Annotated in this window: 18 protein-coding genes and 1 pseudogene; 10 read left to right on the top strand and 9 right to left on the bottom strand. The window is 67.6% G+C overall.

Annotation, left to right across the window (positions count from 1 at the left end; translation table 11 throughout):
• Positions 1-34: 34 nt before the first annotated feature.
• From glgB to EJO69_RS05900, 4 genes and pseudogenes are all read right to left on the bottom strand, one after another.
• On the bottom strand, positions 35-2,230 hold the full coding sequence (gene glgB / locus EJO69_RS12570) for a 1,4-alpha-glucan branching protein GlgB (RefSeq protein WP_245993833.1): 2,196 nt from the start codon (positions 2,228-2,230) through the stop codon (positions 35-37).
• Positions 2,231-3,409: 1,179 nt separating this feature from the next.
• Positions 3,410-3,637, bottom strand: a pseudogene (locus EJO69_RS12565) (maltokinase N-terminal cap-like domain-containing protein); the annotation flags it as partial.
• A 2-nt stretch (positions 3,638-3,639) separates the two neighbouring features.
• Positions 3,640-5,433 (bottom strand): maltose alpha-D-glucosyltransferase, encoded by a 1,794-nt coding sequence (gene treS / locus EJO69_RS05905; protein WP_245993800.1) that lies wholly within the window; start codon positions 5,431-5,433, stop codon positions 3,640-3,642.
• Positions 5,430-7,442 carry a maltotransferase domain-containing protein gene (locus EJO69_RS05900; RefSeq protein WP_126042386.1) on the bottom strand — a complete coding sequence of 671 codons (2,013 nt, stop codon included), beginning with the start codon at positions 7,440-7,442 and terminating at the stop codon, positions 5,430-5,432. Before EJO69_RS05900 ends, treS begins: the two co-directional genes overlap by 4 nt.
• Before the next feature lie 127 nt (positions 7,443-7,569).
• On the opposite strand from EJO69_RS05900, the gene EJO69_RS12680 reads away from it, so the two are divergent.
• Both EJO69_RS12680 and EJO69_RS05895 read left to right on the top strand, forming a co-directional pair.
• Positions 7,570-7,695: a hypothetical protein gene (locus EJO69_RS12680; RefSeq protein ID WP_281272849.1), complete on the top strand. Its 126-nt coding sequence runs from the start codon at positions 7,570-7,572 to the stop codon at positions 7,693-7,695.
• A 47-nt stretch (positions 7,696-7,742) separates the two neighbouring features.
• Complete coding sequence (locus tag EJO69_RS05895; RefSeq protein ID WP_126040150.1) at positions 7,743-7,934, top strand: hypothetical protein; 192 nt, start codon at positions 7,743-7,745, stop codon at positions 7,932-7,934.
• Positions 7,935-8,176: 242 nt separating this feature from the next.
• Here the strand turns inward: EJO69_RS05895 and trpS are convergent, their stop codons facing one another.
• Both trpS and glgX read right to left on the bottom strand, forming a co-directional pair.
• On the bottom strand, positions 8,177-9,289 hold the full coding sequence (gene trpS / locus EJO69_RS05890; protein ID WP_126040148.1) for a tryptophan--tRNA ligase: 1,113 nt from the start codon (positions 9,287-9,289) through the stop codon (positions 8,177-8,179).
• Between the two features lie 45 nt (positions 9,290-9,334).
• A complete protein-coding gene (gene glgX, locus EJO69_RS05885) occupies positions 9,335-11,548 on the bottom strand; it encodes a glycogen debranching protein GlgX (protein WP_245993798.1) in 2,214 nt (737 codons plus the stop codon).
• A 118-nt stretch (positions 11,549-11,666) separates the two neighbouring features.
• Here glgX and EJO69_RS05880 point away from each other — a divergent pair, with 118 nt between their 5' ends.
• The 6 genes from EJO69_RS05880 to EJO69_RS05855 all read left to right on the top strand — a co-directional run bounded on the left by EJO69_RS05880 (position 11,667) and on the right by EJO69_RS05855 (position 18,764).
• Entirely contained in the window at positions 11,667-12,446 is a 780-nt protein-coding gene (locus tag EJO69_RS05880; protein ID WP_126040146.1) for an electron transfer flavoprotein subunit beta/FixA family protein, read from the top strand.
• On the top strand, positions 12,443-13,414 hold the full coding sequence (locus EJO69_RS05875) for an electron transfer flavoprotein subunit alpha/FixB family protein (protein ID WP_126040144.1): 972 nt from the start codon (positions 12,443-12,445) through the stop codon (positions 13,412-13,414). Before EJO69_RS05880 ends, EJO69_RS05875 begins: the two co-directional genes overlap by 4 nt.
• A complete protein-coding gene (locus EJO69_RS05870; RefSeq protein ID WP_126040142.1) occupies positions 13,415-14,515 on the top strand; it encodes a cysteine desulfurase family protein in 1,101 nt (366 codons plus the stop codon).
• Positions 14,512-15,603, top strand: coding sequence for a tRNA 2-thiouridine(34) synthase MnmA (mnmA, locus tag EJO69_RS05865; protein WP_126040140.1), 1,092 nt, complete (start codon positions 14,512-14,514; stop codon positions 15,601-15,603). The genes EJO69_RS05870 and mnmA overlap by 4 nt, the downstream gene beginning before the upstream one ends.
• Positions 15,600-16,532 carry an NAD(+) diphosphatase gene (gene nudC / locus EJO69_RS05860; protein ID WP_126040138.1) on the top strand — a complete coding sequence of 311 codons (933 nt, stop codon included), beginning with the start codon at positions 15,600-15,602 and terminating at the stop codon, positions 16,530-16,532. The genes mnmA and nudC overlap by 4 nt, the downstream gene beginning before the upstream one ends.
• 237 nt (positions 16,533-16,769) lie before the next feature.
• Positions 16,770-18,764, top strand: a complete 1,995-nt coding sequence (locus EJO69_RS05855; protein WP_126040137.1) for an ATP-dependent DNA helicase UvrD2 — start codon at positions 16,770-16,772, stop codon at positions 18,762-18,764.
• A gap of 8 nt (positions 18,765-18,772) precedes the next feature.
• Here the strand turns inward: EJO69_RS05855 and EJO69_RS05850 are convergent, their stop codons facing one another.
• Both EJO69_RS05850 and EJO69_RS05845 read right to left on the bottom strand, forming a co-directional pair.
• Positions 18,773-19,729 carry a hypothetical protein gene (locus EJO69_RS05850; RefSeq protein WP_126040135.1) on the bottom strand — a complete coding sequence of 319 codons (957 nt, stop codon included), beginning with the start codon at positions 19,727-19,729 and terminating at the stop codon, positions 18,773-18,775.
• 49 nt (positions 19,730-19,778) lie between these two features.
• Entirely contained in the window at positions 19,779-21,176 is a 1,398-nt protein-coding gene (locus EJO69_RS05845) for a zinc-dependent metalloprotease (protein ID WP_126040133.1), read from the bottom strand.
• Positions 21,177-21,303: 127 nt separating this feature from the next.
• Here EJO69_RS05845 and EJO69_RS05840 point away from each other — a divergent pair, with 127 nt between their 5' ends.
• Positions 21,304-22,395: a YlbL family protein gene (locus EJO69_RS05840; RefSeq protein WP_126040131.1), complete on the top strand. Its 1,092-nt coding sequence runs from the start codon at positions 21,304-21,306 to the stop codon at positions 22,393-22,395.
• A 60-nt stretch (positions 22,396-22,455) separates the two neighbouring features.
• On the opposite strand, the gene EJO69_RS05835 is transcribed toward EJO69_RS05840, so the two are convergent.
• Positions 22,456-22,998, bottom strand: a complete 543-nt coding sequence (locus tag EJO69_RS05835; RefSeq protein ID WP_126040129.1) for a PPA1309 family protein — start codon at positions 22,996-22,998, stop codon at positions 22,456-22,458.
• Between the two features lie 100 nt (positions 22,999-23,098).
• On the opposite strand from EJO69_RS05835, the gene EJO69_RS05830 reads away from it, so the two are divergent.
• Entirely contained in the window at positions 23,099-26,149 is a 3,051-nt protein-coding gene (locus tag EJO69_RS05830) for a UPF0182 family membrane protein (protein ID WP_245993796.1), read from the top strand.
• Positions 26,150-26,204 lie beyond the last annotated feature (55 nt).

Below are 26,204 nucleotides of genomic sequence, written 5' to 3'. Positions count from 1 at the left end.
CCGACGCTGACACCCCGCACCCGTTACCCACTGACTAGTTCAGCGGCCTCTTCCGCGACCTCGGCCGCAGGTAGACCGCACCGAGCGGGGGCACACGAAGGGCAGCGGACTGTGCCCGGCCGTTCCACCCGACCTTCTCGACGGTGACGGACGTGTTGAGCACGCCCGAGCCGCCGTACTTCGGATCGTCGGTGTTGAGGACCTCGTCCCACTCGCCGGGGAACGGCAGGCCGACCCGGTAGTTCTCGTGTGGGACGCCGGCGAAGTTGACGACGGCGACGAGCCAGTCCTTCTCATCCGCGGACTTGCGGATGAAGGAGAGGGTGTTGTGGTCGCCGTCCGAGACGTCGATCCACTCGAACCCGTGGTTCGTGAAGTCATCCGCCCACAGCGCGGGGCTGTCCGTGTAGACCGTATTGAGGTCCTTGACGAGCCTCATGACCTGGTCGTGGTTCTTGTTGTCGAGCAGCCACCAGTCGAGGCCCCGGCCTTCGCTCCACTCGTCGATCTGGGCGAATTCCTGGCCCATGAAGAGGAGCTGCTTGCCGGGGTGCGCCCACTGGTAGGCGAAGAGGGCGCGCATGCCGGCCCGCTTCTGCCAGTCGTCGCCCGGCATCTTCGCATACAGCGAGCCCTTGCCGTGGACGACCTCGTCGTGGGAGATCGGCAGGAGGAACTGCTCGGAGAATGCGTAGACGAGCGAGAAGGTGATCTCGCCGTGGTGGTACCGACGGTTGATCGGCTCCTCGGCCAGGTAGTGGAGGGTGTCATTCATCCACCCCATGTTCCACTTGAGTCCGAAGCCGAGCCCGCCGTTCTCGGTCAGGCCTGTGACGCCCGGCCACGAGGTCGACTCCTCGGCGATCATCATGATGCCGGGGTGGTTGCGGTAGGCCGTCGCGTTCGTCTCCTGCAGGAACGAGATCGCCTCGAGGTTCTCCCGACCGCCGTAGACGTTCGGGCGCCACTGGCCATCCTCCCTCGAGTAGTCGAGGTAGAGGAGGGAGGCGACAGCGTCGACGCGGATGCCGTCGATGTGGAACTCATCGAGCCAGTAGAGGGCGTTCGCGACGAGGAAGTTGCGGACCTCGTGGCGGCCGTAGTTGAAGATGTAGGTTCCCCAGTCGGGATGCTCGCCGCGGGTGGGGTCCGGATCCTCGTACAGCGGCGTGCCGTCGAAGCGGGCGAGCGCCCAGGCGTCCTTCGGGAAGTGTGCGGGCACCCAGTCCATGATGACGCCGATACCGGCGCGGTGGAGTTCGTTGACGAGTCGGCGGAACTCATCCGGCGTGCCGATGCGGGCGGTCGGAGCATAGTACGAGGTGACCTGGTATCCCCAGGACGGACCGTACGGGTGCTCCGCGACGGGCATGAGCTCGACGTGGGTGAAGCCGAGGTGCGTGACGTGCGAGATCAGCTGCTTTGTCAGGTCCTCGAAGCTGAGCTCGGGACGCCACGATCCGAGGTGAACCTCGTAGATCGACACGGGACCCTTGAGCGGGTCCGTCACCCTTCTCTTCTCCAGCCATTCGTCATCGTCCCACTCGAACTCGGCCTTGGTGATGACGGAGGCGGTGAGCGGCGGCTTCTCCGTGCGGCGGGCCATCGGATCGGCCTTCTGGTGCCAGGAGCCATCCTGATGCTGGATCTCGTACTTGTAGCCCTGGCCGACCTCGGCCTCAGGGATGAAGAGCTCCCAGACACCCGAGACACCGAGGGTCCTCATCGCGTGCGAGCGGCCGCTCCAGTGGTTGAAGTCACCGACGACGCGGACTGCGCGGGCGTTGGGCGCCCACACTGCGAAGGATGTGCCGCGGGTCGTCCCGAGCGGCGATGCAAACTCCTTGACGTGCGAGCCGAGCACGCGCCACAGCTCCTCGTGGCGGCCCTCGCCGAAGAGGTAGAGGTCGAGCTCGCCGACGGTTGGGAGGAACCGGTACGGATCATCTCCCGTGACGACGAGATCGTCGGCGTAGGCGGTGCGCACACGGTAATCCGGCGTCTCATCGGCGGCGAATGCGACGACCCAGACCCCGTTGTACTCGTGTTCGGCCTCGTACTCGCCGTCCGGGGTCACGATCGTCACCGCGGTCGCGAGGTGTCGCACCACGCGGATCGTCACCGTGCCATCGGATAGGTGTGGGCCGAGGATATCGTGCGGGGCGTGGTAATCCCCGTACGCTACTGCTGCCAGGCTGTCCATTGAAACTTCCAGCGGCTCATGCTTCATGATGGCCCCTTTCCTCGTTGACTCCGATGCTAGTACGCTGCCGCCCGCATCGGAGAGGGAATTCTCTGTTGTGCGCGGCGGAATCTCCGCCGCGCTGACGGGCTCCGCGGGCCGGGACTGGCCGAGGATGGCCTCGACACCCGCCAGCGGCACATCGAGCCAGTCGGGACGGTGCGAGATCTCGTAGGAGACCTCGTAGAGAGTCTTATCGAGTTCGAGGGCGCGGAGCAGATCCGCCGACCCATTGGGAAGCTCTCCGTAACCCCGGAGGAAGGCCTTCTGCGCGCCCTCCGTCCACTGCGTGGCCGCGGCGGGATCCGCCCCGTGCCGGGTGACGTGCCCGCCGACGTAATCGAAGGAGCGGAGCATTCCCGCCACGTCTCGCAGCGCCATGTCGGGCGCCGTGCGCTCCGTGAGCGGCCGGAGCGGCTCTCCCTCGAAGTCGAGGATGACCCAACCACGGTCTGGTGCGTCGAGGACCTGACCCAGGTGGAGGTCGCCGTGGATGCGCTGCAGGCTCGGCCATGCCGAACTCTCTTCTGCTGCGCGATAGACCGCATCAATATCGGCACGTCTCCGCTCGAGCTCCGGCACCCTGCTCACCGCATCATCCGCCCTGCGCCGCCACGCGGCGACCAGCGTGCGCCTCGTGTCCTCGCCGGCCTCATCGGTCGGCATGACGGAGGCGAGCGTCGAGTGGATGCTGCGTGTGGCGGCGCCGAGGGCCTCGATCGCGTCCTCGTCGAGAATGCCTGCGGCGGCACTGTCGGTCATGACCTGCCACGCGTCGGTTGAGCCGGTGAGGAATTCCTGGGCGACGAGCAGGTGACCGGTCGCCTCGTGGCCGTTCTCCTGCCAGGTCCCCAGGGTCGAGCCGCGCGGGGCGGCGACGTGCGGGGACCCTGCCTCGGCGAGGGCGCGGGTGAGGATGACGTCGGGGTTGAGTCCGGCGGCGAGGACCCGGAACACCTTGAGGATGATTGTTGAGCCGTCGGTCAGCTCGTACATGATCGAGGTGTTCGACTGCTCGCCCGTGAACTTCTTCGACGAGGCGATGCCGGGGATTTCACCCTCCGCGCGGCCCGTCAGGGTTGTGCAATCACCGACGCCCTCGACCCAGAGGGCTGTCGCGGCGTCGAGCAGAACCTTGTGCCCATAGCCCAGCTCCGTCGCATCGTAGACGAGCCGGCCGTGGTCCCGGCCGATCGGATCGCCCTTGAAAGCGGTGTCGCAGAAGACGAGTGGCACGACGTATGAGGTCGCACCCGTGTCCACGATGACGATCTCGACCTGAGGGTCGCCGGGCACCAGCACCCAGCGGCCCCTGATCCGAACAGTGGCTGCGGTGTCGGATGAGGCGAACCAGCGCTGGGTCGGAAGCCAGGCGGCAAGATCCTGTTCGAGCACGGTCACTCCTTCTCGGGTCTGATCGGGGAGGGGACGTCGGCCGCCTCGTTGCGATCGTGCTTCGGTTCGACCGCTGCGGGCATGCCGTCCACCGGCGCCTGGACCACCCGGTCCGGGGAGGAGACGGTCAGCCAGAAGAAGTCGCGCGAGCCGAGCGTCGACAGGTACTGGCCCTTCTCATCGACGGGCGGGAAGCCCGCCCCGCCGAACACGTCCGTCACGTGCCAGCTCCGGTAGCGCTCTGGCAGAGTGATCGTCGCGGCGCGCGGGGTGTTCGCCATGTTCATGACGCAGAGAATCGTCTCCTCATCGTCGTAGCGGATGTAGGCGAGCACGGCCTCATTGTCGGTCGGCAGGATCTCGAACCTGCCCGAGCCGAGCACGGGATGGAGGCGGCGGATCTCCAGCATGCCGCGCGTCCAGTGCAGGAGCGAGGACGGCTGGGCGAGCTGCGATTCAACGTTGACCGACTGATAGTGGTGAACGAGTGACTGGATGAGGGGCAGGTAGAGCTTGCCCGGGTCCGCGGCAGAGAACCCTGCGTTCCGGTCGGGCGTCCACTGCATCGGGGTGCGCACCCCATCGCGGTCCGGCAGCCAGATGTTGTCGCCCATCCCGATCTCATCGCCGTAGTAGAGGCACGGCGAGCCGGGCAGGGACAGGAGCAGCGCGTTGGCCAGCTCGATCTCGGGCCGGGAGTTGCCGAGCAGCGGGGCGAGCCGGCGGCGGATGCCGACGTTCGCCCTCATGCGCGGATCCTCCGCATACCAGCCGTACATGGCGGCGCGCTCCTCGGTCGAGACCATCTCGAGCGTCAGCTCATCGTGGTTGCGGAGGAACGTACCCCACTGTGCCCCGGCGGGGATGTCGGGTGTCGCCGCGAGGATGTCCTTGATCGACGTGGCCCGCTGCTCGCGCAGGGAATAGAAGATGCGGGGCATGACGGGGAAGTGGAAGCACATGTGGCATTCCGGCTCCTCCTCCGTCCCGTAGTACGCGACGACATCCTCCGGCCACTGATTCGCCTCGGCGAGAAGAATGCGTCCCGGGAACTCGGTATCGACCATCCGTCTCAGGCTGGCGATGAACTCGTGGGTCTGCGGCAGGTTCTCGCAGTTCGTCCCCTCCTCCTCGAAGAGGTAGGGAATCGCGTCGAGACGGAACCCGTCGACGCCGATCCGGCACCAGTAGCGGACGACGTCGAAGATCGCCTCCTGGACTGCCGGGTTCTCGAAGTTGAGGTCGGGCTGGTGGGAGAAGAAGCGATGCCAGAAGTATTGCCTGCGCACCGGATCGAACGTCCAGTTCGACGTCTCGGTGTCGATGAAGATGATCCGGGCATCCTGGTACAGCTCGTCTGAATCGGACCACACGTAGAAGTCGCCATACGGCCCGTCTGGGTTCGACCGCGAGGCCTGGAACCACGGGTGCTGATCCGAGGTGTGGTTGATGACGAGGTCGATGATGACGCGGATGCCGCGGGCATGCGCCTCATCCATGAGCTCGGTGAAGTCATCGATCGTGCCGTATTCGGACTTGATCGCCGTGTAGTCGGCGATGTCATAGCCGCCGTCCCTCATGGGGGAGGGGTAGAACGGCGGGATCCAGATGCAGTCGACGCCGAGCCACTGGAGGTAGTCGAGCCGGTTGATGAGGCCCTGCAGGTCGCCGATGCCGGCACCATTCGAGTCCTCCATCGCCCGCAGCAGCGCCTCGTAGAAGACGGCCGTCTCGTACCACTTCGGATCGTCGGACAGGCCCGGCCGGGCCAGGTCTCCAAACTGGGCTGATGTCACGGCACCCTCACAGACAGGATATGGGCGACAGAACCGCGCGGGTCCAGGCGAACGAAGGGACGGCGGCCCCATTCAAAGGACTGGCCGGACAGCTCGTCGTCGACGTCGATCGCCATCTGCTCCGGCACCCCGAGCGCCTCGAAGTCGAGATCGATGAGCGCGTCATGGGTGATGAACGGATCGAGGTTGAGCACGACGATGACGGTATCGCTCGGTTCTCCCGGGTTGGACCGCTTCGAGAAGCAGATGATCTTGTCCGATGACGTCGGATGGATCGCGACATTCCGCAGCCTCTGGAGCGCGGGATGCGCGGCGCGTATCGCATTGAGCTGGGTCAACAGGGGTGTGATGCCCGTCGATTCGCCCAGCGAGTAGTCGCGCGCCTTGAACTGGTACTTCTCGTTGTCGATCTGCTCCTCGGCGCCCGGGCGCGCGATGTTCTCGGCGAGCTCGTAGCCGGAGTAGATGCCCCAGGTCGGTGCGCCGGTGGCCGCGAGGATCGCGCGGATCGCGAAGGCCGGGATCCCGCCGCGCTGCATGTACGGCGTCAGGATGTCGTGCGTCGTCGGCCAGAACGCCGGCCGGACAAGGTGATCGGTTTCGTACGCGAGCTCCAGGAGGTAGTCCTCGATCTCCTCGCGCTCGTTGCGCCACGCGAAGTAGTTGTACGACTGGTGGAACCCGATCGCACCGAGCGTCTGGAGCATCGGTGGCTTCGTGAACGCCTCGGCGAGGAAGATGACGTCCGGGTGTTTCTCCTCGAACTCGAGGAGAAGGCGGTGCCAGAATGGGAGCGGCTTCGTGTGCGGGTTGTCGATCCGGAAGAGCGTGACGCCGTGATCCACCCACAGCTCGAGCATGTCACGGATCGCGACATAGATCCCCTCGGGATCGTTGTCGAAGTTGAGAGGGTAGATGTCCTGGTACTTCTTCGGCGGGTTCTCCGCGTACGCGATCGATCCGTCCGCGCGGGTCGTGAACCACTCCGGGTGCTCGGACACCCACGGGTGGTCGGGCGATGCCTGGAGCGCGATATCGAGGGCGACCTCGAGATCGAGGGAGCGGGCCTTCGCGACGAACGCGTCGAAATCGTCGAACGTGCCGAGCTCGGGATGGATCGCGTCGTGACCGCCCTCGTGCGAGCCGATGCCGTAGGGCGAGCCCGGATCGCCCGGCTCAGCGGTCAGGGTATTGTTGCGGCCCTTCCGGTTTGTCGTGCCGATCGGGTGGATCGGGGTGAGGTAGGCGACCGTGAACCCCATGTCCTTGACCCGGTCCAGCTCGTCCGCCGCAGTCCGCAGCGTTCCGGAGACCCAGGAGCCATCGGCGTTTTGGAAGGCCCCCGTCGAGCGGGGGAAGAACTCGTACCACGAGCCGTACAGCGCCGCCTCGCGGTCGACCTTGACCTCGTACTCGGCCGAGTGGGTGAGCATGTCGCGCAGGGGATACCTCTCAAGCGCAGCCTTGACGGGCTCGGCGATGCCGTGGCTGATGAGCTGCTTCGGATCTCCACCCGCCCTCATCGCCTCGGCCGCGCGAGTGGTCGCCTCAGCCTCGGCCGAGCCGGCGGGCATGCCCTGCGCGGCGCGCTCGAGCACCTCGATGCCCTCATCGATCATGAGCTGGGAATCGACGTCCGCCTCGATCTTGAGGACCGCGTCATGGACCCACGTCCGGTACGGATCGGACCACGACTCGATGTGGAATGTCCACCGGCCGGGAGTGTCGGGGACGAGCCATCCCTCATATCGGTCGAGACCCGGCTTCGTGTCGACCATCCGCACACGCTGGAACTCCGTCCCGTCGGGGCGCGTGAGCACCGCTTCGACCGACCAGGCGTCGTGGCCCTCGCGGAAGACGGTGGCGCGTACGGGGAATGCCTCGCCGACGGTCGCCTTCGCGGGCCACCTGCCATCCTCGATGACGGGCCACACATCGACGATCGGGATGCGCCCGACGAGCGCGAAGGGCGCTCTCTGCGGCCGTTCGGACTCTGCCGCGGCGGTCACGGGGGCAGAATGACGCTCCTGGGCTGCAGGCTTCCGGTTTGTCCGGGAATTGCTCGATGTAGTCACGTGCCAAGCCTATCCAAAGTGCCGACGGCGGGCAGAGCATTGGGCGGCGATTGAGCCGACGATGGAATCAGTGTGCGCGAACGCCAGGTTCCGTTATGAGAACCAGCCCTGCATCGTCGGCGCCATCATCGCGGGCGTCGAGCAGGCGATGATGGCGCGACGTGGATCCGAACGAGCGGAGGTCTGACACAGTGTGGGGCTCGCGGCTGATGCCGCGAGCCCCACACTGTACTGATGGATCGCCGATCAGCCGTCGTCGTCCATATCGTCGCTGTCATCCGTGTCGTCGAGGTCGTCCCCGCCGCGAGTCGGCGTGTCCTCCTCGACGGTCTCGACGTCGCTTCCCTCATCGTCCCCGCATGCGGCGAGACCGAACGGGAGGGTCAGGGCAAGCCCCGCTCCGAGGAGGGCGCGCTTCCCGAGTGAGCGTGTCATCATGGCTCCTTTCGTGGTCGGTTCCGACCGATCGTAGAGCAGTGACGGCCGTCACGAAACCGGAGAGCCGATCGAGGCAGATGAACTCCACCTCGATCGGTTCTGTGGCGGCGTGCGCCAGCCGCCGGGAGCGCCAATGCACGGCGCGCAGTACCAACCGAAGCGCCGGAGCCCGGACTCGCGAGGAGGGTGTTCGCTCGTGGCAGACAGGTCACCAGAGCCGAGACTCTGGACTACGGCAGGTAGACCATGTCGAGGGCCTCATGGACCTCGCGCAGCGTCTCCTCGGCCTGGGCGTTCGCGCGTGCGATTCCGTCCCGCAGGACCTGCTGGACGTAGGCCTGGTCGTTCTCGATCTCGAGGCGGCGGGCGCGGATCGGAGCCATCATCTCGTTGATCGCCTCGGTGGCGACCCTCTTGAGCGTGCCCGCTCCGCCATCCCCGATCTCATCCGCCACCTCGACCGGATCGCGGTTGGTGGCGAGCGCGGTGAGCTGGACGAGGTTCGAGACCTCGGGGCGGCCGACCGGGTCGAAGGTGATGCGGCGCTCGGAGTCGGTGACGGCCTTCTTCAGGAGCTTCGCCGTCTCATCGGCCGTCATGCCCAGCTCGATCGTGTTGCCGCGCGACTTCGACATCTTCTGCCCGTCGAGGCCCAGCACCGAGGGCGCCTCCGAGAGGAGCGCCTGGGGGCGGGGGAAGATCGGGTGCGTCGCGCCGGCGGCGCGGCCGTAGCGCCGGTCGAAGCGCTGGGCGATGACGCGGGCCTGCTCGAGGTGGGGGAGCTGGTCCTTGCCGACGGGCACGACATTCGCCTTGCAGAAGAGGATGTCGGCGGCCTGGTGGACCGGGTAGGTGAGGAGCAGGCCTGACATGGGGCGGTTGCCGGATGCGTCGAGTTCGGCCTTGACCGTCGGGTTCCTCCGCAGCTCCGAATCGGTGACGATCGAGAGGAAGGGCAGGACGAGTTCGTTGAGGGCGGGGATCTGCGAGTGCGGGAAGATGACGGCGCGCTCCGGGTCGATGTCGATGGCGAGGTAGTCCGTCACGAGGCCGTAGACGCGGTCCCTGATCTCGCCGACGGCGTCGCGGTCGGTGATGACCTGGTAGTCGGCGATGACGAGCCAGCTGTCGACGCCCGCATTCTGCAGCTCGACCCTGTTCCTCAGGGAGCCGAAGTAGTGGCCGAGGTGGAGCCGGCCGGTCGGCCGGTCCCCGGTCAGCATCCTGAACGGGGAGGCATCCTCGCGGATCTTCTCCTTCAGCTCGTCGCTGAGCCTCTCCGACCGACGCAGGGAGGCCTCGTCGACCGTCGATTCGAGATCGACAATCTCGTCACTGTGCATGGATCATCCTTTCCGGTGCCCGCGCTGTCGCAGACAGGGAACATTCTAAGACGGGTTCGACAGGTAGAGGCGAATCGACTGTCCGTTGACCATGACGGTCGACCCCGGCAGCGCCAGCTCATCGAACCGTTTCGGCCGCGGCTCGGCGGAATCCCAGACCAGGTCGAACGGTCGCCCGCGACCGGTCGGGACCGTGAATTCCGCATCGTCGACGAGGCCATTGATCATGAGGAGCGCGTCGACATCCCGGCCCCCGCCCGACCGCAGCATCTGGAACGTCCGCGAGGACGGCTCGAACCACTTCCACGCCGGCATCTCCGCGCCGCCGCGGTCGATCCACGTGACATCGGGGAGGCTGTCGCCCGTCCGGGGTGTGCCGGAGAAGAACCCGGCTGGCCGGAACACCTCGTGCTCGCGGCGGAGCTGAAGGAGATGGGAGACGGTCGCGTGGAAGTCGTCCTGCCACGGCTCGGTCCGCCAGTCGATCCACGACAGCTCGTTGTCCTGGCAGTACGGGTTGTTGTTGCCGTCCTGGGTGCGCGCGATCTCATCGCCCGCCGTCATCATCGGCGTGCCCGAGGAGAGGAGGAGGGTGCCGATGAGGTTCCGCATCGACTTCAGCCGCGCCTCGAGGAGTTCGGGATTATGCCCCTCCGCGCCGTGGTTCCACGACCGGTTGTCGTTCGTGCCGTCGCGGTTGCCCTCGAGGTTCGCCTCGTTGTGCTTCCCGTCGTACGTGACGAGATCCCGCAGGGTGAAGCCGTCGTGGGCCGTGATGAAGTTGATCGACGCGAACGTGCCGCGCCCGCCCGGGGTGCGTCCCCGGGAGAACAGGTCGGCCGAGCCGGACAGGCGGGTGACGAGCTCGCGGGAATCATGCGGCTTGTGGCCGTCGACCTGGACGCGCTGGTCTGTGAGCCAGAACGAGCGGACCGCGTTGCGGAAGCGGTCATTCCAGTCCGCCGTCGGCGAGGGGAACTGGCCCGTGCGCCAGCCGTTCGGACCCAGATCCCACGGCTCGTTGATGAGTTTGCGGGAGCGCAGAACAGGATCCGTCGTCATCGCCACATAAAAGGGATGGTGGGGGATGAACTCCCGGCCCTGGCGGCCGAGGGTGACGGCGAGGTCGAAGCGGAAGCCGTCGATGCCGACCTTCTCGACCCAATAGCGCAGCGAGTCGAGCGCCATCTGCGTGACCCTCCGCAGGCGGAAGTCGAGCGAATTGCCGGTACCCGTCACGTCCCAGAAGTCGGCCGGGTTCGTGCCCGACTGCATGTAGAACGAGGACTCGCCCAGCCCCCGCCAGGAGAGGGTGGGGCCGTCGATCCCGGCCTCGCACGTGTGGTTGTAGACGACATCGAGGATGACCTCGATGCCCGCCTCGTGGAGGAGGGACACCATGCCCTTGACCTCCCGCAGCACGGCCGATGGACCGGCTTCCTGCGCTGCCTTCGTCGCGTACGACGGCTCGGGGGCGAAGAATCCGAGCGTGTTGTAGCCCCAGTAGTTCGTCAGACCCTTCTCGATGAGGAACGGCTCGGGCAGCTTCGCGTGGATCGGGAGCAGCTGGAGGGCGGTGATGCCGAGCTCCTTGAGGTGGGTGATCGTCGCGGGATGAGCCACACCCGCGTATGTCCCCCTCAAGTGGGCCGGGACCCCCGGCATCGCCATCGTCAGTCCGCGCACGTGTGCCTCATAGATGACGGTCGTGCTCCACGGCAGGTCGAGCGTCCCGACCGGTCCGTCGTAGCTCTCATCGACGACGACCGAATGCGGCACGTGGGGCGCGGAGTCCAGCTCCGAGAGCCTGCGCCGACCGGGCAGGGGATGGAGGCTGTCGTCCACCTGGTGGGAGTAGACTGCCGGCCCGAGGTCGTAGTCGCCGGCGACGCCCAGTGCGTACGGGTCGACGAGAAGCTTCGCCGGGTTGTGCCGCATACTGGCGTCCGGGTCCCATCTGCCGTGCACCCGAAAGCCGTAGTGCTGGCCGGGCTTGATGCCCGGGATGAAGCCGCTCCACACGCCCAGCTCGGGCCCGTTGAGGGCGAACCTGCGCTCGCGGATCGTCCCGGCACCGTCAATGTCCACCGCGCAGAACTCGACGAGCGAGGCATGCGTCGAGACGACCGAGACGTCGATGCCATCCGGCAGCACCGTGACTCCGAGTCGGTTCGCGCGGATCCTCCTCGGCAGGGTCTGCTCCGGGGCCCGCGCCACGTAGCGGGCGGGTGTGCGGGCGTGTCTGGAAGTTCGAGTCACGGGCACAGTCTCTCACTTTTGGATCAGCGACTCGGACACGTTGCCCGGTGTGCAGACCCTTCCACCCATGGCGCACATCTCTTGGGAGAAATCCGTCAAAGGTGGCACGCTAGGAGGCATGAGGATTGTTGTCTGTGTAAAACACGTGCCCGACGTGCAGGCCGAGCGAGTGCTCGGCGATGAGGGCTTCCTTGTCCGCGGCGACGACGATGTGCTGAACGAACTCGATGAGAACGCCGTTCAGGAGTCCGTCGATCTCGCCGGCGGCGACGGTGAGGTCATCGCCCTCACCATGGGGCCGGAGGATGCGGTCGACGGCCTTCGCCGGGCTCTCGCCCTCGGCGCCGATCGTGCGATCCACGTCTGTGACGACCGGGCCGCGGGTTCCGATGTGCTCGGCACCGCCCGCGTTCTCGCCGCGGCGATCAGGCAGCTCGGCGAGGAGGCTCCGATCGACCTCGTCGTCACCGGCATGGCCGCCCTCGACGGGATGACGGCGACGATTCCCTCTGCCCTCGCCGCCCACCTCGACCTGCCGGCGCTCACGCTCGCGAAGACGGTCGAGCTCACCGGCACCGTCCTGCGGATCACGCGGACGATGGGATTCAGTGACGAGGTCCTCGAGGCAGACCTGCCCGCGATCCTCTCCGTCACCGACCAGGCGAACGAGGTGAGGTACCCGAACTTCAAGGCGATCATGGCCGCGAAGAAGAAGCCGATCGACGAGATCGACCTCGATGATCTCGGTCTCGGCGATGGACTCGTCGGTGCTGCCGGGGCCGGCACCCGCGTGACGAACGCCGTCGAGCGGCCCCCGCGGGACGCGGGCGAGGTCCACAACGATTCAGGCGACGGCGGCCGGAGGCTCGCCGACTACATCCTTGGAGTGATGAAGTGAAACTCGATACCGTCCTCGTCATCTCCCGCCACGACGGCACCGCGCTGTCGGACTCGTCGCGGGAGGTCCTCACCGCGGCCCGTGCGATCGCGGACCGCGTCGTCTCCGCCACCTTCGGCCAGCCCCCGGTTGAGGAGCTCGCCCGCTACGGCGCCGATGAGATCCTCGTCGTCGACCCGGACTCCGTCACGTCGACGGGGGCCGATCTCAATCATCCGGCGGTCTGGGCGGCTCTCGCTCTTGCCGCGGCCGAGCGGGTCAACCCGCGCGCGGTCCTCATGGCCTCCTCCTACCTGGGGAAGGAGATCGCGGCCCAGGCCGCGGTCCACTTCGATTCGGGCGTCGTCGTCGACGCGGACGCGGTCTCGGCCGTGGGCGGCCAGCTTGCCATCACGAAGGCCGTCTTCTCCGGGACCTGGGCGACACACGATGAGATCATCCGGGGCGTCGCCGTCGTCGCGCTGCGCCCGACCGCGGTTGAGGCCGTGCCCCGGGACGTCACCGACGCCACGGTCGCGCCGCTCGAGATCACCGTGCCCGAACGCGCGAAGCGGACCCGGCTCGTGTCGCGCCAGAAGCGCGACCATGTCGGACCGAACCTGGCCGAGTCCCAGGTCGTCGTCGTGGGCGGCCGCGGCGTCGACGGCGACTTCGGCCCCGTCCGCGAGCTCGCCGACCTGCTCGGCGGCGCGGTCGGCGCGACCCGGGTCGCGTGCGACGAGGGATGGATCGACCACTCGGCACAGATCGGCCAGACGGGCGAGACGGTCGCACCCCGGCTCTACATCGGACTCGGCGTCTCCGGCGCCGTCCACCACACCTCGGGCATGCTCGCCTCCGAGCACATCGTCGCCGTGTGCGACGACTCCGAGGCCCCGATCTTCGAGATCGCGAACTTCGGGATCGTCGGGGACGTCAAGGACGTCATGCCGCAGGCGATCGCGGCTCTCAGGGAGGCAGGGCTCTAGGTGATCTACCTGGACTGGGCGGCAACGGCACCGCTGTCGGAGACGGCGAAGCAGGCCTGGCTCGAGGCGACGGCCGTCACCGGCAACGCCTCGGCGACGCATGCGGCGGGCCGGGCGGCCCGCTCCGTCCTCGAGGACGCGCGCGAGCAGATCGCATCCGTCCTCGGCGTCGACCCGCCGGAGGTCATTGTCACCTCGGGGGGAACGGAGGCCGACAACCTCGCGGTCGCCGGTCCGGCAGCCCGCGGCCGGGTCCTCTACTCGGCCATCGAGCATCCCGCCGTCCGTGAGGCGGCCGAACTCCACGCCCCGACCCACGCCGTCATCCCCGTGACGGCGGACGGGGTGGTCGACATGACGGCGCTGGAGTCGATGCTCGATGAGGACGTCAGCCTCGTCTCGGTCATGGCGGCCAACAACGAGACCGGCATCATCCAGCCGCTGGCCGAGATCGCCGCCCTCGTCCGGGAGCGGGCGCCGCAGGCACGGCTCCACACGGACGCCGTCCAGGCGGTCGCGAGCCTCGACATCCCGAAGGATTATGCGATGTCGATCTCGGGTCATAAGCTCGGCGCCCCGGTCGGGGTCGGCGCCCTCATCGCAGCCCGCGACTACCCCCTCGTTCCTTTGGAGGGCGGCGGCGGGCAGGAGCGCAGGGTCCGCTCCGGCACACTCAACGTCGCGGGTGCGGCCGCGCTCGCGGCCGCACTGTCCGAGGCGGTCGAGCTGCGATCCGAGCGGGAGGCGCGTCTGCGGGCGCTCGGCGTGCGGGTCGCGGCGGCCTGCGTTCGCGCGGGCGGCAGCCTGAGCGGCGGGGACGTCCCGCGCCTGGCACATATCGTCCACGCACTCTTCCCTGCGACTGACCCTGAGGCGCTGCTGCTCGGGCTCGACATGGCGGGGATCGCCTGCTCGACCGGGTCCGCCTGCTCGGCGGGCGTCTACCGGCCCTCGAGGGTTCTCGAGGCGATGGGTGTCGATGAGGCCTCGACCCCGCTGCGATTCTCGCTCGGCGAGGGGACGACGGAGGCGGACGTCGACGCACTCGAGCGCGCTCTCCCGGCCGCGGTCGACATGGCACGGCGGGCGGTGCGCGCATGAGAGTCCTGGCTGCGATGTCCGGCGGGGTCGACTCCGCCGTCGCGGCGGCGCGAGCCGTCGACGCGGGGCACGATGTCGTCGGCGTCCATATGGCGCTGTCGAAGTCCCGCGCCGAGCACAGGAGCGGCAGCCGCGGCTGCTGCTCGGTCGAGGATGGCTACGACGCCCGCAGGGCGGCCGACAAGCTCGGCATCCCCTACTACGTGTGGGACCTGTCCGACGATTTCGAGGACACGGTTGTCGCCGATTTCCTCTCCGAATACTCGGCTGGCCGCACCCCCAATCCGTGCGTGCGATGCAATGAGCACGTGAAGTTCGCGGCCCTTCTCGAGCGCGGTCTGTCGATGGGATTCGACGCTGTGTGCACGGGCCACTACGCGGACCTGCGCGACGTCGAGGACGGCTCGGGCGTGCGCCACGAGCTGCACAGGGCCGCGAATCATCCGAAGGATCAGTCCTACGTCCTCGCCGTCATGGGCAAGCAGGTCCTCGGCAATGTCCTCTTCCCGCTGGGCGATGTGCCGACGAAGGATGAGGTCCGCATTGAAGCCGCCGCGCGCGGCCTCGGCGTCTCCCTCAAGCCGGACTCGTACGACATCTGCTTCATCGCCGACGGCGACACGAGGGGATTCCTCCGTCAGCGGCTCGGCGAGAACCCCGGCGAGATCGTCGACGAGTCGGGTGCGGTCGTCGGGGAGCACCTCGGCGCGTTCGCCTACACGATCGGCCAGCGCCGCGGCCTCGGCCTCGGCATCCCCGCCAAGGACGGCCTGCCCCGGTTCGTCACGAAGGTCGACATCGAGACGAACCGCGTCCACGTCGGCCCTGTCGAGGCTCTCGATGTCCGGCGCATCATCGGCGCCGACACCGTCTGGCTCGCCCCCGATATCGACCCTGCGGAGCCGCTGCGGGCCGGTGTTCAGGTGCGCGCCCACGGCCGCGAGATCGCCGCGACCGTTCGACTCGAGGACGACCGGCTCGTCATGGACCTTGACGAGCCGCTGCGCGGCCTCGCCGCGGGCCAGTCCGCCGTCGTCTACTCGGGCAGCCGGGTCCTCGGCCAGGCCACGGTGGAGGAGACAGCATGAGTGAGATGCCGCTGGCGCGGATCGAACACGACACCGATGCGCTGTCGCGCAACGATCCCACCCTGCTGACGCGTCTCAGCAGGTTCCTCCTCGTCCGCGACGGCCAGATCGCCGTCGACGCGGACGGCCTCGTCCATGTCCCCGCCACGGATCTTCCGGATGAGCTCCTCTCGTGGGACCACCTGTCCTACCTCGGCCGGAGCGACGGCGAGCATTGGGCCGTCGTCCACCTCGACGCGACCGAATTCAAGCTCGATCCGGAGGGTATGCCCTACGGCGACCGACGGATCACCGCCCTCCACCACCGGGAGTTCGTGTCGCTGAGGAAGATTGGCCACGAGCTGTCGGGGATCGAGGCCGGCCTGGCAACGGCCGCGACCGCGCTCGGGGCCTGGCGGGAATACCGGACGCACTGCCCGAGCTGTGGTGGAGTCCTCGGCCCGCGGGCCGCAGGATGGGAGGGCGCGTGCCGCGACTGCGACCTTATCCTCTACCCGCGCACCGACCCGAGTGTCATCATGGCGATCAGGGACGGCCGGGACCGCCTGCTGCTCGGCCACGCCTCGAACTGGGAGCCGACCCGCTACTCCTGCCTCGCGGGCTTCGTCGAGGCCGGTGAATCACTCGAGCGCGCGGTCGCCCGCGAATCCTTCGAAGAGGCGGGCGTCACCATCACGAGGGTCGAATACTTCGGGTCACAGCCGTGGCCGTTCCCCCGCTCGCTCATGGCCGCCTTCCGGGCGTGGACGGACTCTGAGGCCATCGAGGTCGACGGCGAGGAGATCACGAAGGCTCGGTTCTTCACCCGCGAGGAGCTCACGGCGGAGATCGAGTCGAACCGTCTGACCGTCCCCATGGCCTCCTCCGTCGCCCGCTACCTCATCGAGGACTGGTACGGGGGCCCGCTGCCCGTGCCGCCCACTGACTGACGGGGTCGCGAATCGCCGCGGGCCGCAGGCCCGGCTGTGACCGTCATACCGGCGTCCCGGCCGCGTGGCCGATGCATTCGTCGACCCGGGCGGACTGTGGGGGCCGAGCGGCCGCGCATGAGGCCGCACCGAATCGGTCGCGAACCCGCCCTGCGTACCGACGGGCCGGGCACTCCTCGCCATCCACGGCGGCGGGGGAGTGCCAGTCGGCCGTGACACACTGACCGAGGAGGATTTATGGATGTTGAACAGCTTTTATCGGCCCTCGACCCGGATCAGCGGACGGTCGCCGAGCATCTTCGCGGACCCCTCGTCGTCCGGGCGGGCGCCGGCACCGGCAAGACCCGGGCGATCACGTACCGGATCGCCCACGGCGTTCTCGTCGGCGCCTATGAGCCGACGAACGTCCTCGCCGTCACTTTCACCGCCCGCGCGGCGGGGGAGATGAGGAGCAGGCTGCGGGACCTCGGTGCGCACGGTGTCCAGGCACAGACCTTTCACGCGGCTGCACTGCGTCAGCTCTCCTACTTCTGGGCACACGCGGTCGGCGGCCCCATGCCCCAGCTTCAGGAGCACAAGGCAGGGCTCGTCGCCCAGGCCGCGGGCCAGCTCGGGATGAGCGTGGATAGGACGACGATCAGGGACCTCGCCTCGGAGATCGAATGGTCGAAGGTCTCGCTCGCGGGGCCGGAGCACTACGTCGAGCGTGCGCAGAGCGCGGCGCGGGAACCGGTGTCCGGGATGAGCCACGAGGCGATCCAGCGTCTTATCCTCGCCTACGAGGAGGCGAAGTCCGCCCGCGGCGTCATCGACTTCGAGGACATCATCCTCATCCTCATCGGCATCATGTCGGAGCGCGATGACATCGCCCGCCAGATCCGCCACCAGTACCGGCACTTCGTCGTCGACGAGTATCAGGACGTGTCGCCGCTCCAGCAGCGGCTCCTCGACCACTGGCTCGGGGAGCGCACCGACCTGTGCGTCGTCGGCGATGTCTCGCAGACCATCTACTCCTTCACGGGGGCGACGCCGCGCTACCTGAGGGACTTCCGGAAGCGATTCAAGGACGCGGCTGAGATCGAGCTCGTCCGCGACTACCGCTCGACACCGCAGGTGGTCGACGTCGCCAACCGTGTCATCGCACCCGGCCGGCTCGCGGGTTCGGTCAAGCTCGTCGCCCAGCGCCCCTCGGGACCCTCTGTCAGCTTCCGGGACTACGACGATGATGATGCTGAGGCGAAGGATGTCGCCGCACGGATCCTCGCCCTTCAGGACCGCGACGTACTCCTCTCTGAGATCGCGATCCTCATCCGCACGAACGCACAGAGCCAGGCCTTCGAGTCCGCACTGTCGGCCGTCGGTATCGGGTTCACGATCCGCGGCGGTGAGCGCTACTTCTCCCGTAAGGAGGTGCGCGAGGCGATGGTCATGATGAGGACGCTGGCACGCAGCGGCGTCGACGCCACCATGCCCGACGCCGTCCGGGAGGTCGTCGGCAGGCTCGGCTGGTCGTCCGATGCCCCGAAGAGCGCGGGCGCCCAGCGCGAGCGGTGGGAGGCGCTCAACGCGCTCGTCACCCTCGCGGATGACATCGACAAGGCGCGCGGCGCCGACCTGTCCGGCTTCGTGTCCGAGCTCGAGGAGCGTGCCTCGACCCAGAATGCCCCGACGATCGAGGGCGTGACGATCTCGACGATGCACGCGGCGAAGGGTCTGGAGTGGGACGCGGTGTTCCTTGTCGGGATGAGCGAGGGCCTCATGCCCATCTCCCTCGCCGAGACCCCCGCGGCCGTCGACGAGGAGCGTCGCCTCCTCTACGTCGGTGTCACCCGTGCTCGGGAGCATCTCCACCTCTCCTACGCGAGGTCGCGGAGTGCCGCGGGCCGCGGCAATCGCAGGCGGACCCGGTTCCTCGACGGGATTTGGCCCGAGGAGGAGAACGTCTCTCGGGCCACGAAGAACCGGCGCCGCTCGAAGGAGGCCGCCGTCGACTTCGAGCTCAATCATCCCCAGGATGTTGCTCTGCTCAACGACCTCAAGGCGTGGCGGCGGATCCAGGCGGAGGAGGAGCGCAGGCCCGCCTACATGATCCTCGTCGACTCGGTCCTCATGTCGATCGCCGCTGCCAAGCCCGCGACCATCGCCGAACTCGGCCGCGTCAAGGGAATCGGTATGACAAAGCTCGACCGCTATGGTGCCGCCATCCTCGCCGTCGTCGACGGGCACGCGTAAGAGCTCCGCTATGCCCGGAACACGTTGGCCGCGCACCCACAGCTCGCGTGCCGCTCCACACGCTCGATGAACGGCCAGAGCGGAGGCGGTGGTATGTGGAGGATCGACGACGAGAGCCGCGGTTCCATGTCCCTGTTCGTCGCGAATTCGACGAGCTCGCTGACGACGAGTGAACAGACCTGAAGCGCGCTCGCGGCATCTGCCTCGAGCATGGACAGGCGGCCGGCCTGGGCGGCGAGCAGCGGCCATACCTCATCCCGATCCGTGCGGGCCGATTCGACGCATTCGATGCACGGGGTGCCGGTGACGAATGGGCCGACCTGGATATCCGACTCGGCGATGACGACCGGCAGGTACGGCACATCCTCCGCCAGGCACGTCCGAGCGGTGTGGAGGGGATAGACGCGGGAGCTGATCGAGACGACGATCGACTGCGCGTTGCGGCTGCCGGCCGGGCGCAGGCGTGGCCGGAGCACGGTGTCGAGTGGTTTGCCGAAGGTTGACAGCCCGAGTAGGCGCGCGACCGACTCCGAGACCGGGGTCGGATCGATGACGCGGATGGCGGAGAAGCCGTAGAGGTCGGCTGTGAGGGCGAGTTGGGCGCCGATGAGTCCGGCGCCGCGGATTTCGAGGGCGAAGTCACCGATCCCCTCCACGCCCTTGACACCGGCTCTGGCCGCGGCGGCCCGTTCCGACCGGGTCATCGTGCTCGTGCCGGGACGATCCTCGGCGAGGCCGGAGTTCCGCACCTCATTCCAGATCTTGCGTGCGCGGTCCGCGTCGACCTGATTCGATCGCGCCCACTGGTCGATGTCCTCGATCGTGCAGGGGTTGCGCAGGAGGCTGAGCAGGGGAATCTCGCGGGGATAGAGCCCGGAGAAGACGGCGCTGCGGGCGGGGGAGAGACCGAGCTGAACCGTCTCATTATCGCGCCAATAGAGTCCAAGGCCCTCGGGAAGCTGCATGCGCCCACACTAGGGCGCGAGGGACAGCCCTCCCTCAGTTATCCACAGCTCACCGCTCGGTCGGGGGCAGCGGTTCCTCCGGCCCGGAGGGGTCCTCCCCGGCCTCCTCATCGGCGAAGATGTCGGCGAGCAGGTCATCGATCTCCGTCGCAAGGTCCGACGTGTCGTCGGCGAGGAAGAGATCGGGCTTGTCGAGATCGCCCGAATCGGGCAGAAGATCGGGATGAGACCAGAGGTATTCGCGAGAATCCTGGTCGCCCTTTGCGAGCGCCATCCTCCAGAACGCCGCGGCCTCCCGGACCTTCCGCGGGCGCATCTCGAGGCCGACGAGGTTGCCGAATGTGACCTCGGCGGGACCGCCCGTGGCGCGGCGGCGGGTGAACATCTCCCGCAGAGCGGCCGCGTGGGGCAGATGGCCGACGGTGGCGAGATCGGTGACCTCGGAGACCCAGCCCTCGATGAGGGCGAGGATCGTCTCGAGCTGCGTGAGGATTGCACCCTGGGATTCGGTCGGAGCGGGGCTGAAGACGTCCGTGAGGTCGATCTCGGGCATCGCCTGAGGGTTCGACATGTCGATGCCGCGCAGCTGCTCCTCGACGGCACCCATGTCGATGGTGATATCCCGCGCCCACGCCTCGATCGTGTCGAGAAGGTAGGCGCGCAGCCAGGCGGAGGAGGCAAAGAGTCGAGCATGGGCCTGCTCGCGGACGGCGACGAAGAGGATGACCTCATCGAGCGGGGCCTCGAGATCCTCGGCGAAGTCGGCGATATTGGCGGGGACGAGCGCGGTCGTGTGGCCCTCGACGAACGGCAGGCCGGTGTCCGTCGAGCCGAAGGACTGCCGGGCGAGCTCGGCGAGGGCGGCGCCGAACTGCATGCCGGTCATCGACGCCATCATCTGTTCCATGAAGGTGCCGGCCTGATCACCGAGCATCCCCTTCATCTCCTCGGGCATCTGCTCCATCTGCTCCTGCATGGCACGCGTGAAGGCGGCGGTCAGGTTCTTCGCGACGGGCTCGGTCATGCGGCGGAAGGTCGACTGAGCATGGGCGATCCAGTCGAGCCGGCTCCACGCCTGCGCGGGACCGTACGATGGGTCGAAGGCCGTCACCTCGTTCAGCCACATGTCGGCGAGCTCGAGATTGGATTTGGCGCGTGCGACGTCGCCCTCGGTGAGTGTGTCGACACCGTCCCTCGTCAGCGACTGGCGGGCGACCTGCTCGGCGATCTGCCAGTTGACCGGACCATCGGGCGCTCCGGCGAGCATGGAGCGCAGCTGGCCCATGAGGACAGAGAAATCTGGGCCGGAGGGGTTCATGCGGGACAGTGCGGCCGGGTCGAAGCCCTGCGCCTCCATCGACGCGATGACCTCCTCGGCAGCCTGGTCGCCGAGGACGGCACGCAGCATCTCTTTCCACTGATCGTCGCGCGGATTCGGTTCACTCACGTCGTACTCCTCGGTTGTCTGAGCTCAAGGCTAGTGGAGGGAGAAGCCCGGAGGCCAGCATGCCAGCTGACGGCGAAAAAACGTGACCGACTGCCGCCCGAGCCCGGTTGGGGTGCATGATGGTGCGGTGAGAAGCCACCGCGATGACGTCACGCCCACGCCCCCGAGAGTGCTCCTGGGCGGGGTGCTCTCCGTCGCGTTCGGGGCCCTCCTTCTGTGGCAGACCTTCATGCCGACGACCTACCTCTATCAGGCTCCCGGGCCGGCGCTGTCCGTCGTCGAACTCAACGGTGAGCCGGTGGTCGAGCTGACCGACTTCGAGGCGGAGACGCACCCGAGCGACACGGAGCTCCTCATGACGACGGTGTCGACCTTCGGCAACCCGGACGAGTCGGTCATCGGATCCGCGGCCGTCCAGGCTCTGCTCGACGACGACAAGAACCTGCTGCCCGTCAGGTCGATCTACAGCCCCGAGGTGACAAGCGAGGAGGTGCGCTCGTCGAGTGCGGCGATGATGGACGCGTCGCAGATCGACGCCGTCCTCGCGGGCTACGGCCAGGCGGGCATCGACATCCCCGTGACGCTGACGATCGCGGGCTTCTCCGAGGGCTCGAACGCCATTGGCCGGCTCGAGCCGGGCGATGAACTCGTCGCCCTCAGCGGGCCCGGCGGCGACCGGGTCGAACCTGCCACCTTCCGGGAGCTGAAGGACTACCTCGCCGATATTGAACCGGGGACGGAGCTGACGGCGACGGTGACGAGAGGAGAGGCGGAGCGGTCGGCGACGTTCGCGACCCTGCCCGCACCCGAGGGCGAGGGATCGCTCCTCGGCATCTCCGTCATGTCCCAGCCGGCGCCCGGAGCGCCGGGCGCCGACATCAGCCTCGAGAACGTCGGCGGGCCCAGTGCGGGCCACATGTTCGCCCTGCGGATCTACGACCTCCTGACGGAGGGTTCGATCGGCGGAGAGAACGTCATCGCCGGCACGGGCACGGTCGCGGCCGATGGGACGGTCGGGCCGATCGGCGGGATCGAGCACAAGCTCGTCGGAGCCAGACGTGCCGGCGCGGACTACTTCCTCGCCCCGGTCGACAACTGCAAAGAGGTCGAGGAGGTGGCGGGCCTGCAGGTCATCGCCGTCGCCTCCCTCGACGATTCGGTCGCAGCCCTCGAGGCCATCCGCGACGGCCGTACGGAGGGCCTGCCCTCCTGCGGCTGATGCGGAGGCGAGACCGTCCGTTCGACCATGGCGGGTACGGCAGGCGGCGGTGGGACCGACCTATTCGAAGGTGGCTCTGAGGGCCGCGACGAGGCCGGGGACGGCGTCGGGGCTGCCGGCGACCATCTCATCGGAGTCGTTGGAGCGCGTGCGCACGCAGCACCAGCTCTGGCCCTCACGCATGAAGCCGACCGCCATGCGCACATCCTCCCGCTCGGGGTGCTCGGACAGGGCGATGAGGGCGCGCTGGGGGTCCTTCGGCAGATCCTTCTCTGCCGAGGGCGGCACGATGATCCGTTCGGCGACGATCGCAGCGCCGTCCACCTCGTCCGGCCACGCGAGCTGGGCGAGAAGCTCTTCGAGTGTGTTCGCCTGGGGCAGACCCTCCTGCTCGACGGAGAAGAGCGTGTGCGGGTCGGTGATCGCGTTGACGGCGACATCGGCGGGCAGCTCCGCCGCGAGCTCGGGTGTCGCCTCGAGGGCGGGAACGGCGCGGATGATCGCGAAGACCCGGATCGGCGCGTCCCAGCCGTCGGTCGCGACGAACTTCTCGATCTCGGTTACGGCATCTCGCAGAGCCGCCAGCTTGGGGTCAATATCCATGGGGATATCGTGTCACACCGGAGTTTGGGAATGGGCTGGGAGCGCCTCTGCCGCTTGCGATACGGTAGAAGGGTACACCGTCCCCAGTATGGAGAATCCTGTGACCACTTCCTCATTCCCGAACCGCCCGTGGAACGCGGGCGGGGGAACGACGGCGAGACCCGGCGGCGGCGGAGCCTTCATCCCGACCGTCGTCGTGCTCGGAGCCCTGCTCTTCCTGTTCGTTATGACCGCCAACGTGTGGACCGAGGTGCTCTGGTACGACCAGCTCGGCGCCGTTCGCGTCTTCTGGACCCAGTGGGGAGCACAGATCGGCGTCGGCGCCATCGGCGTGCTTATCCTCGCTGTCGTCATCTGGCTGACGATGCGGATCGCCTACCCGTCGGGTGGCATTCCCGAGCCGGGTGCGATCCGCAACCGCAGCCTCGATCCCTACCGGGATGGCATCAGCAAGTACCGGAAGCTGTCGTTCTACGGCCTGCCGCTCCTCCTCGGTGTCATGTTCGGAGCCGGGCTCGGATCCCAGTGGCGGACCGTCATGATGTTCTTCAACCGGGAGGCGTTCGGTGAGGTCGATCCCGAGTTCGGCCTCGATATCGGCTTCTTCGTCTTCACTCTGCCGATGCTGTCGCTGGTTCTCTCCTTCATTATCCGTCTCCTTGTGGCGGCCTGGATCGTCGCGCTCTTCATGCACTACCTGTATGGCGGTATCGACCCCACACAGAAGCCGATGTACTTCTCCTCGAAGGCGCGCGTCCACCTCGCGGTCCTCGGCGCCGTCTCGGCGCTGACGGCCGCAGCCTGGTTCTGGCTGTCCCGCTATGAGCTCCTCATCGGTGAGAACTACCGCTACTCCGGCGCCTCCTACACCGACGTGCAGGCGTCGCTCCCCGCCCGGGAGATCATGACGGGCGTCAGCATCATCATCGCCGGCATCTTCGTCTACGTCGCCTTCAAGGGTCGCATCCGCGTCGCCATCGCCGGCCTCGCCGTTGCCCTCATCGCCCAGATCACAGTCGGCACCGCGTACCCCGCGATCGTCCAGCAGTTCCAGGTCCAGCCCAACGCCGTCGAGCTGGAGTCGCCCTACATCCAGCGCAACATCGATGCGACGCTGACCGCGTACGGTCTCGATGACATCGAGATGATCACGTACAACGCCGAGACCGAGGCGTCGGCGGGCCAGCTCCGCGAGGACTCGCAGTCGACGGCCCAGATCCGCCTGCTCGATCCGAACATCGTCTCGCCGACCTTCAACCAGCTGCAGCAGAACCGTCAGTACTACGGCTTCGCCCAGCAGCTCGCGGTCGACAAGTACGCGATCGACGGCGAGGAGCGCGACACCGTCATCGCCATGCGCGAGCTCAATCTCGCGGGCCTCGGCGATGATCAGCGCACGTGGGTCAACGACCACACGGTCTACACGCACGGCTTCGGAGTGGTGGCCGCCTACGGCAACACCGCCCAGAGCGACGGCAGGCCGGCCTTCTTCCAGCAGGGAATCCCCTCGACGGGTGAGCTCGGTGAGTACGAGCCGCGGATCTACTTCGGCCAGAACTCGCCGACGTACTCGATCGTCGGGGCACCCGAGGGCGCTGAGCCCTGGGAGCTCGACTACCCGAACGACGATGCGCCGACCGGCCAGGTCAACAACACCTTCGAGGGTGACGGCGGACCGAAGATCGACAGCTTCTGGGTCAAGCTGCTCTACGCGACGAAATTCCGCGACCAGGAGATCTTCTTCTCCGAGCGCGTCAACGACAACTCGCAGATCCTCTACGATCGCGACCCTCACACCCGCATCGAGAAGATCGCTCCGTACCTCACGCTCGACTCGAAGGCCTACCCGGCGGTCGTCGACATGGACGGCGACGAGGATACGCCGAAGGATCTCGTGTGGATCATCGACGGTTACACGACGACGAACCAGTACCCGTACTCGGCTCGAGAGTCCCTCGAGGATGCGACGACGACGACCGATATCACCGGCCAGATCGTCGGCTACATCCCCGAAGAGGTCAACTACATCCGCAACTCCGTCAAGGCGGTCGTCAACGCCTACGACGGCTCGGTCACCCTCTACCAGTGGGACGAGGAGGATCCGATCCTCAACGCGTGGAGCAGCATCTTCCCCGGACAGCTCACCTCCCGCACGGAGATGTCTGGCGACCTCATGAGCCACGTGCGCTACCCGGAGGACCTGTTCAAGGTCCAGCGACAGTTGCTCACCCGCTACCACGTGACCGACGCGGCGTCCTTCTACTCGGGCGGCGACTTCTGGAACGTCCCGCCGGACCCGACGGTCGGCGACGGCGGCCCGGCCACGGCACAGCCCCCGTACTACCAGACGCTGCAGATGCCGGGAACGGACGAGGCGAGCTTCTCCCTGTCAACCTCCTTCATCCCCGGCGGCAATACGGATAGGAACGTCCTCACGGGCTTCCTCGCCGTCAGTGCCGACGCCGGCAGCGAGGCGGGAGAGCCGAACGAGGACTACGGCCAGCTCAGGCTTCTTGAGCTCCCGCGCGACCTGACCGTCCCGGGACCGGGACAGGTCCAGAACAGGTTCAACTCCAACGCTGAGGTCTCGACCGAACTCAACCTGCTCCGCCAGGGCGGTTCGACGGTTCTCTCCGGCAACCTGCTGACGCTGCCCGTCGGCGGTGGCCTGCTGTACGTGCAGCCCGTCTACGTCCAGGCGTCACAGGGCACGTCCTACCCGCTGCTCCAGTACGTCCTTGTGGCGTTCGGCGATCAGATCGGGTTCGCACCGACGCTCGACGAGGCGCTCGACCAGGTCTTCGACGGCGACTCCGGCGTCGAGGCGGGCGACTCCGACATCGACGCGGAGGAGCGCGAGGCCCGCGCCGAGGAGGCCCGCGAGGGCGCCACGGAGGAGCCGACCGAGCCCACCGACGAGCCCACGGTCGAGCCGACGGATGAGCCGACGGACACGGGAGCGCCGGTCATCGGTTCCCCGCAGGACCGTCTCGACAACGCGCTCAACCGAGCGCAGCAGGCCATGGAGGCCTCGTCGCAGGCGCTCGAGGATGGCGACTGGGCGGCCTACGGTCGGGCCCAGGACGAGCTGACCGATGCGATCGAAGACGCGATCGCCGCGCAGGTTGAGCTCGACACCGGCGGTAACTAGGCAACGGTGATGGCACCCCGACCGGGGTGCCATCACCATGTGAGGGGCCTAACTC

It is taken from the genome of Flaviflexus salsibiostraticola, assembly GCF_003952265.1.
Taxonomy (GTDB): Bacteria; Actinomycetota; Actinomycetes; order Actinomycetales; family Actinomycetaceae; genus Flaviflexus; species Flaviflexus salsibiostraticola.
This window is presented reverse-complemented; position numbering and strand designations above follow the sequence as displayed.

What these genes read in the sequence shown, in the direction of transcription:
- glgB (WP_245993833.1), bottom strand. Translation starts at nt 2,230, where the DNA reads ATGAAGCATGAGCCGCTGGAAGTTTCAATGGACAGCCTGGCAGCAGTA.
- EJO69_RS12680 (WP_281272849.1), top strand. Translation starts at nt 7,570, where the DNA reads ATGGAATCAGTGTGCGCGAACGCCAGGTTCCGTTATGAGAACCAGCCC.
- EJO69_RS05895 (WP_126040150.1), top strand. Translation starts at nt 7,743, where the DNA reads ATGGATCGCCGATCAGCCGTCGTCGTCCATATCGTCGCTGTCATCCGT.
- trpS (WP_126040148.1), bottom strand. Translation starts at nt 9,289, where the DNA reads ATGCACAGTGACGAGATTGTCGATCTCGAATCGACGGTCGACGAGGCC.
- EJO69_RS05880 (WP_126040146.1), top strand. Translation starts at nt 11,667, where the DNA reads ATGAGGATTGTTGTCTGTGTAAAACACGTGCCCGACGTGCAGGCCGAG.
- mnmA (WP_126040140.1), top strand. Translation starts at nt 14,512, where the DNA reads ATGAGAGTCCTGGCTGCGATGTCCGGCGGGGTCGACTCCGCCGTCGCG.
- nudC (WP_126040138.1), top strand. Translation starts at nt 15,600, where the DNA reads ATGAGTGAGATGCCGCTGGCGCGGATCGAACACGACACCGATGCGCTG.
- EJO69_RS05855 (WP_126040137.1), top strand. Translation starts at nt 16,770, where the DNA reads ATGGATGTTGAACAGCTTTTATCGGCCCTCGACCCGGATCAGCGGACG.
- EJO69_RS05850 (WP_126040135.1), bottom strand. Translation starts at nt 19,729, where the DNA reads ATGCAGCTTCCCGAGGGCCTTGGACTCTATTGGCGCGATAATGAGACG.
- EJO69_RS05835 (WP_126040129.1), bottom strand. Translation starts at nt 22,998, where the DNA reads ATGGATATTGACCCCAAGCTGGCGGCTCTGCGAGATGCCGTAACCGAG.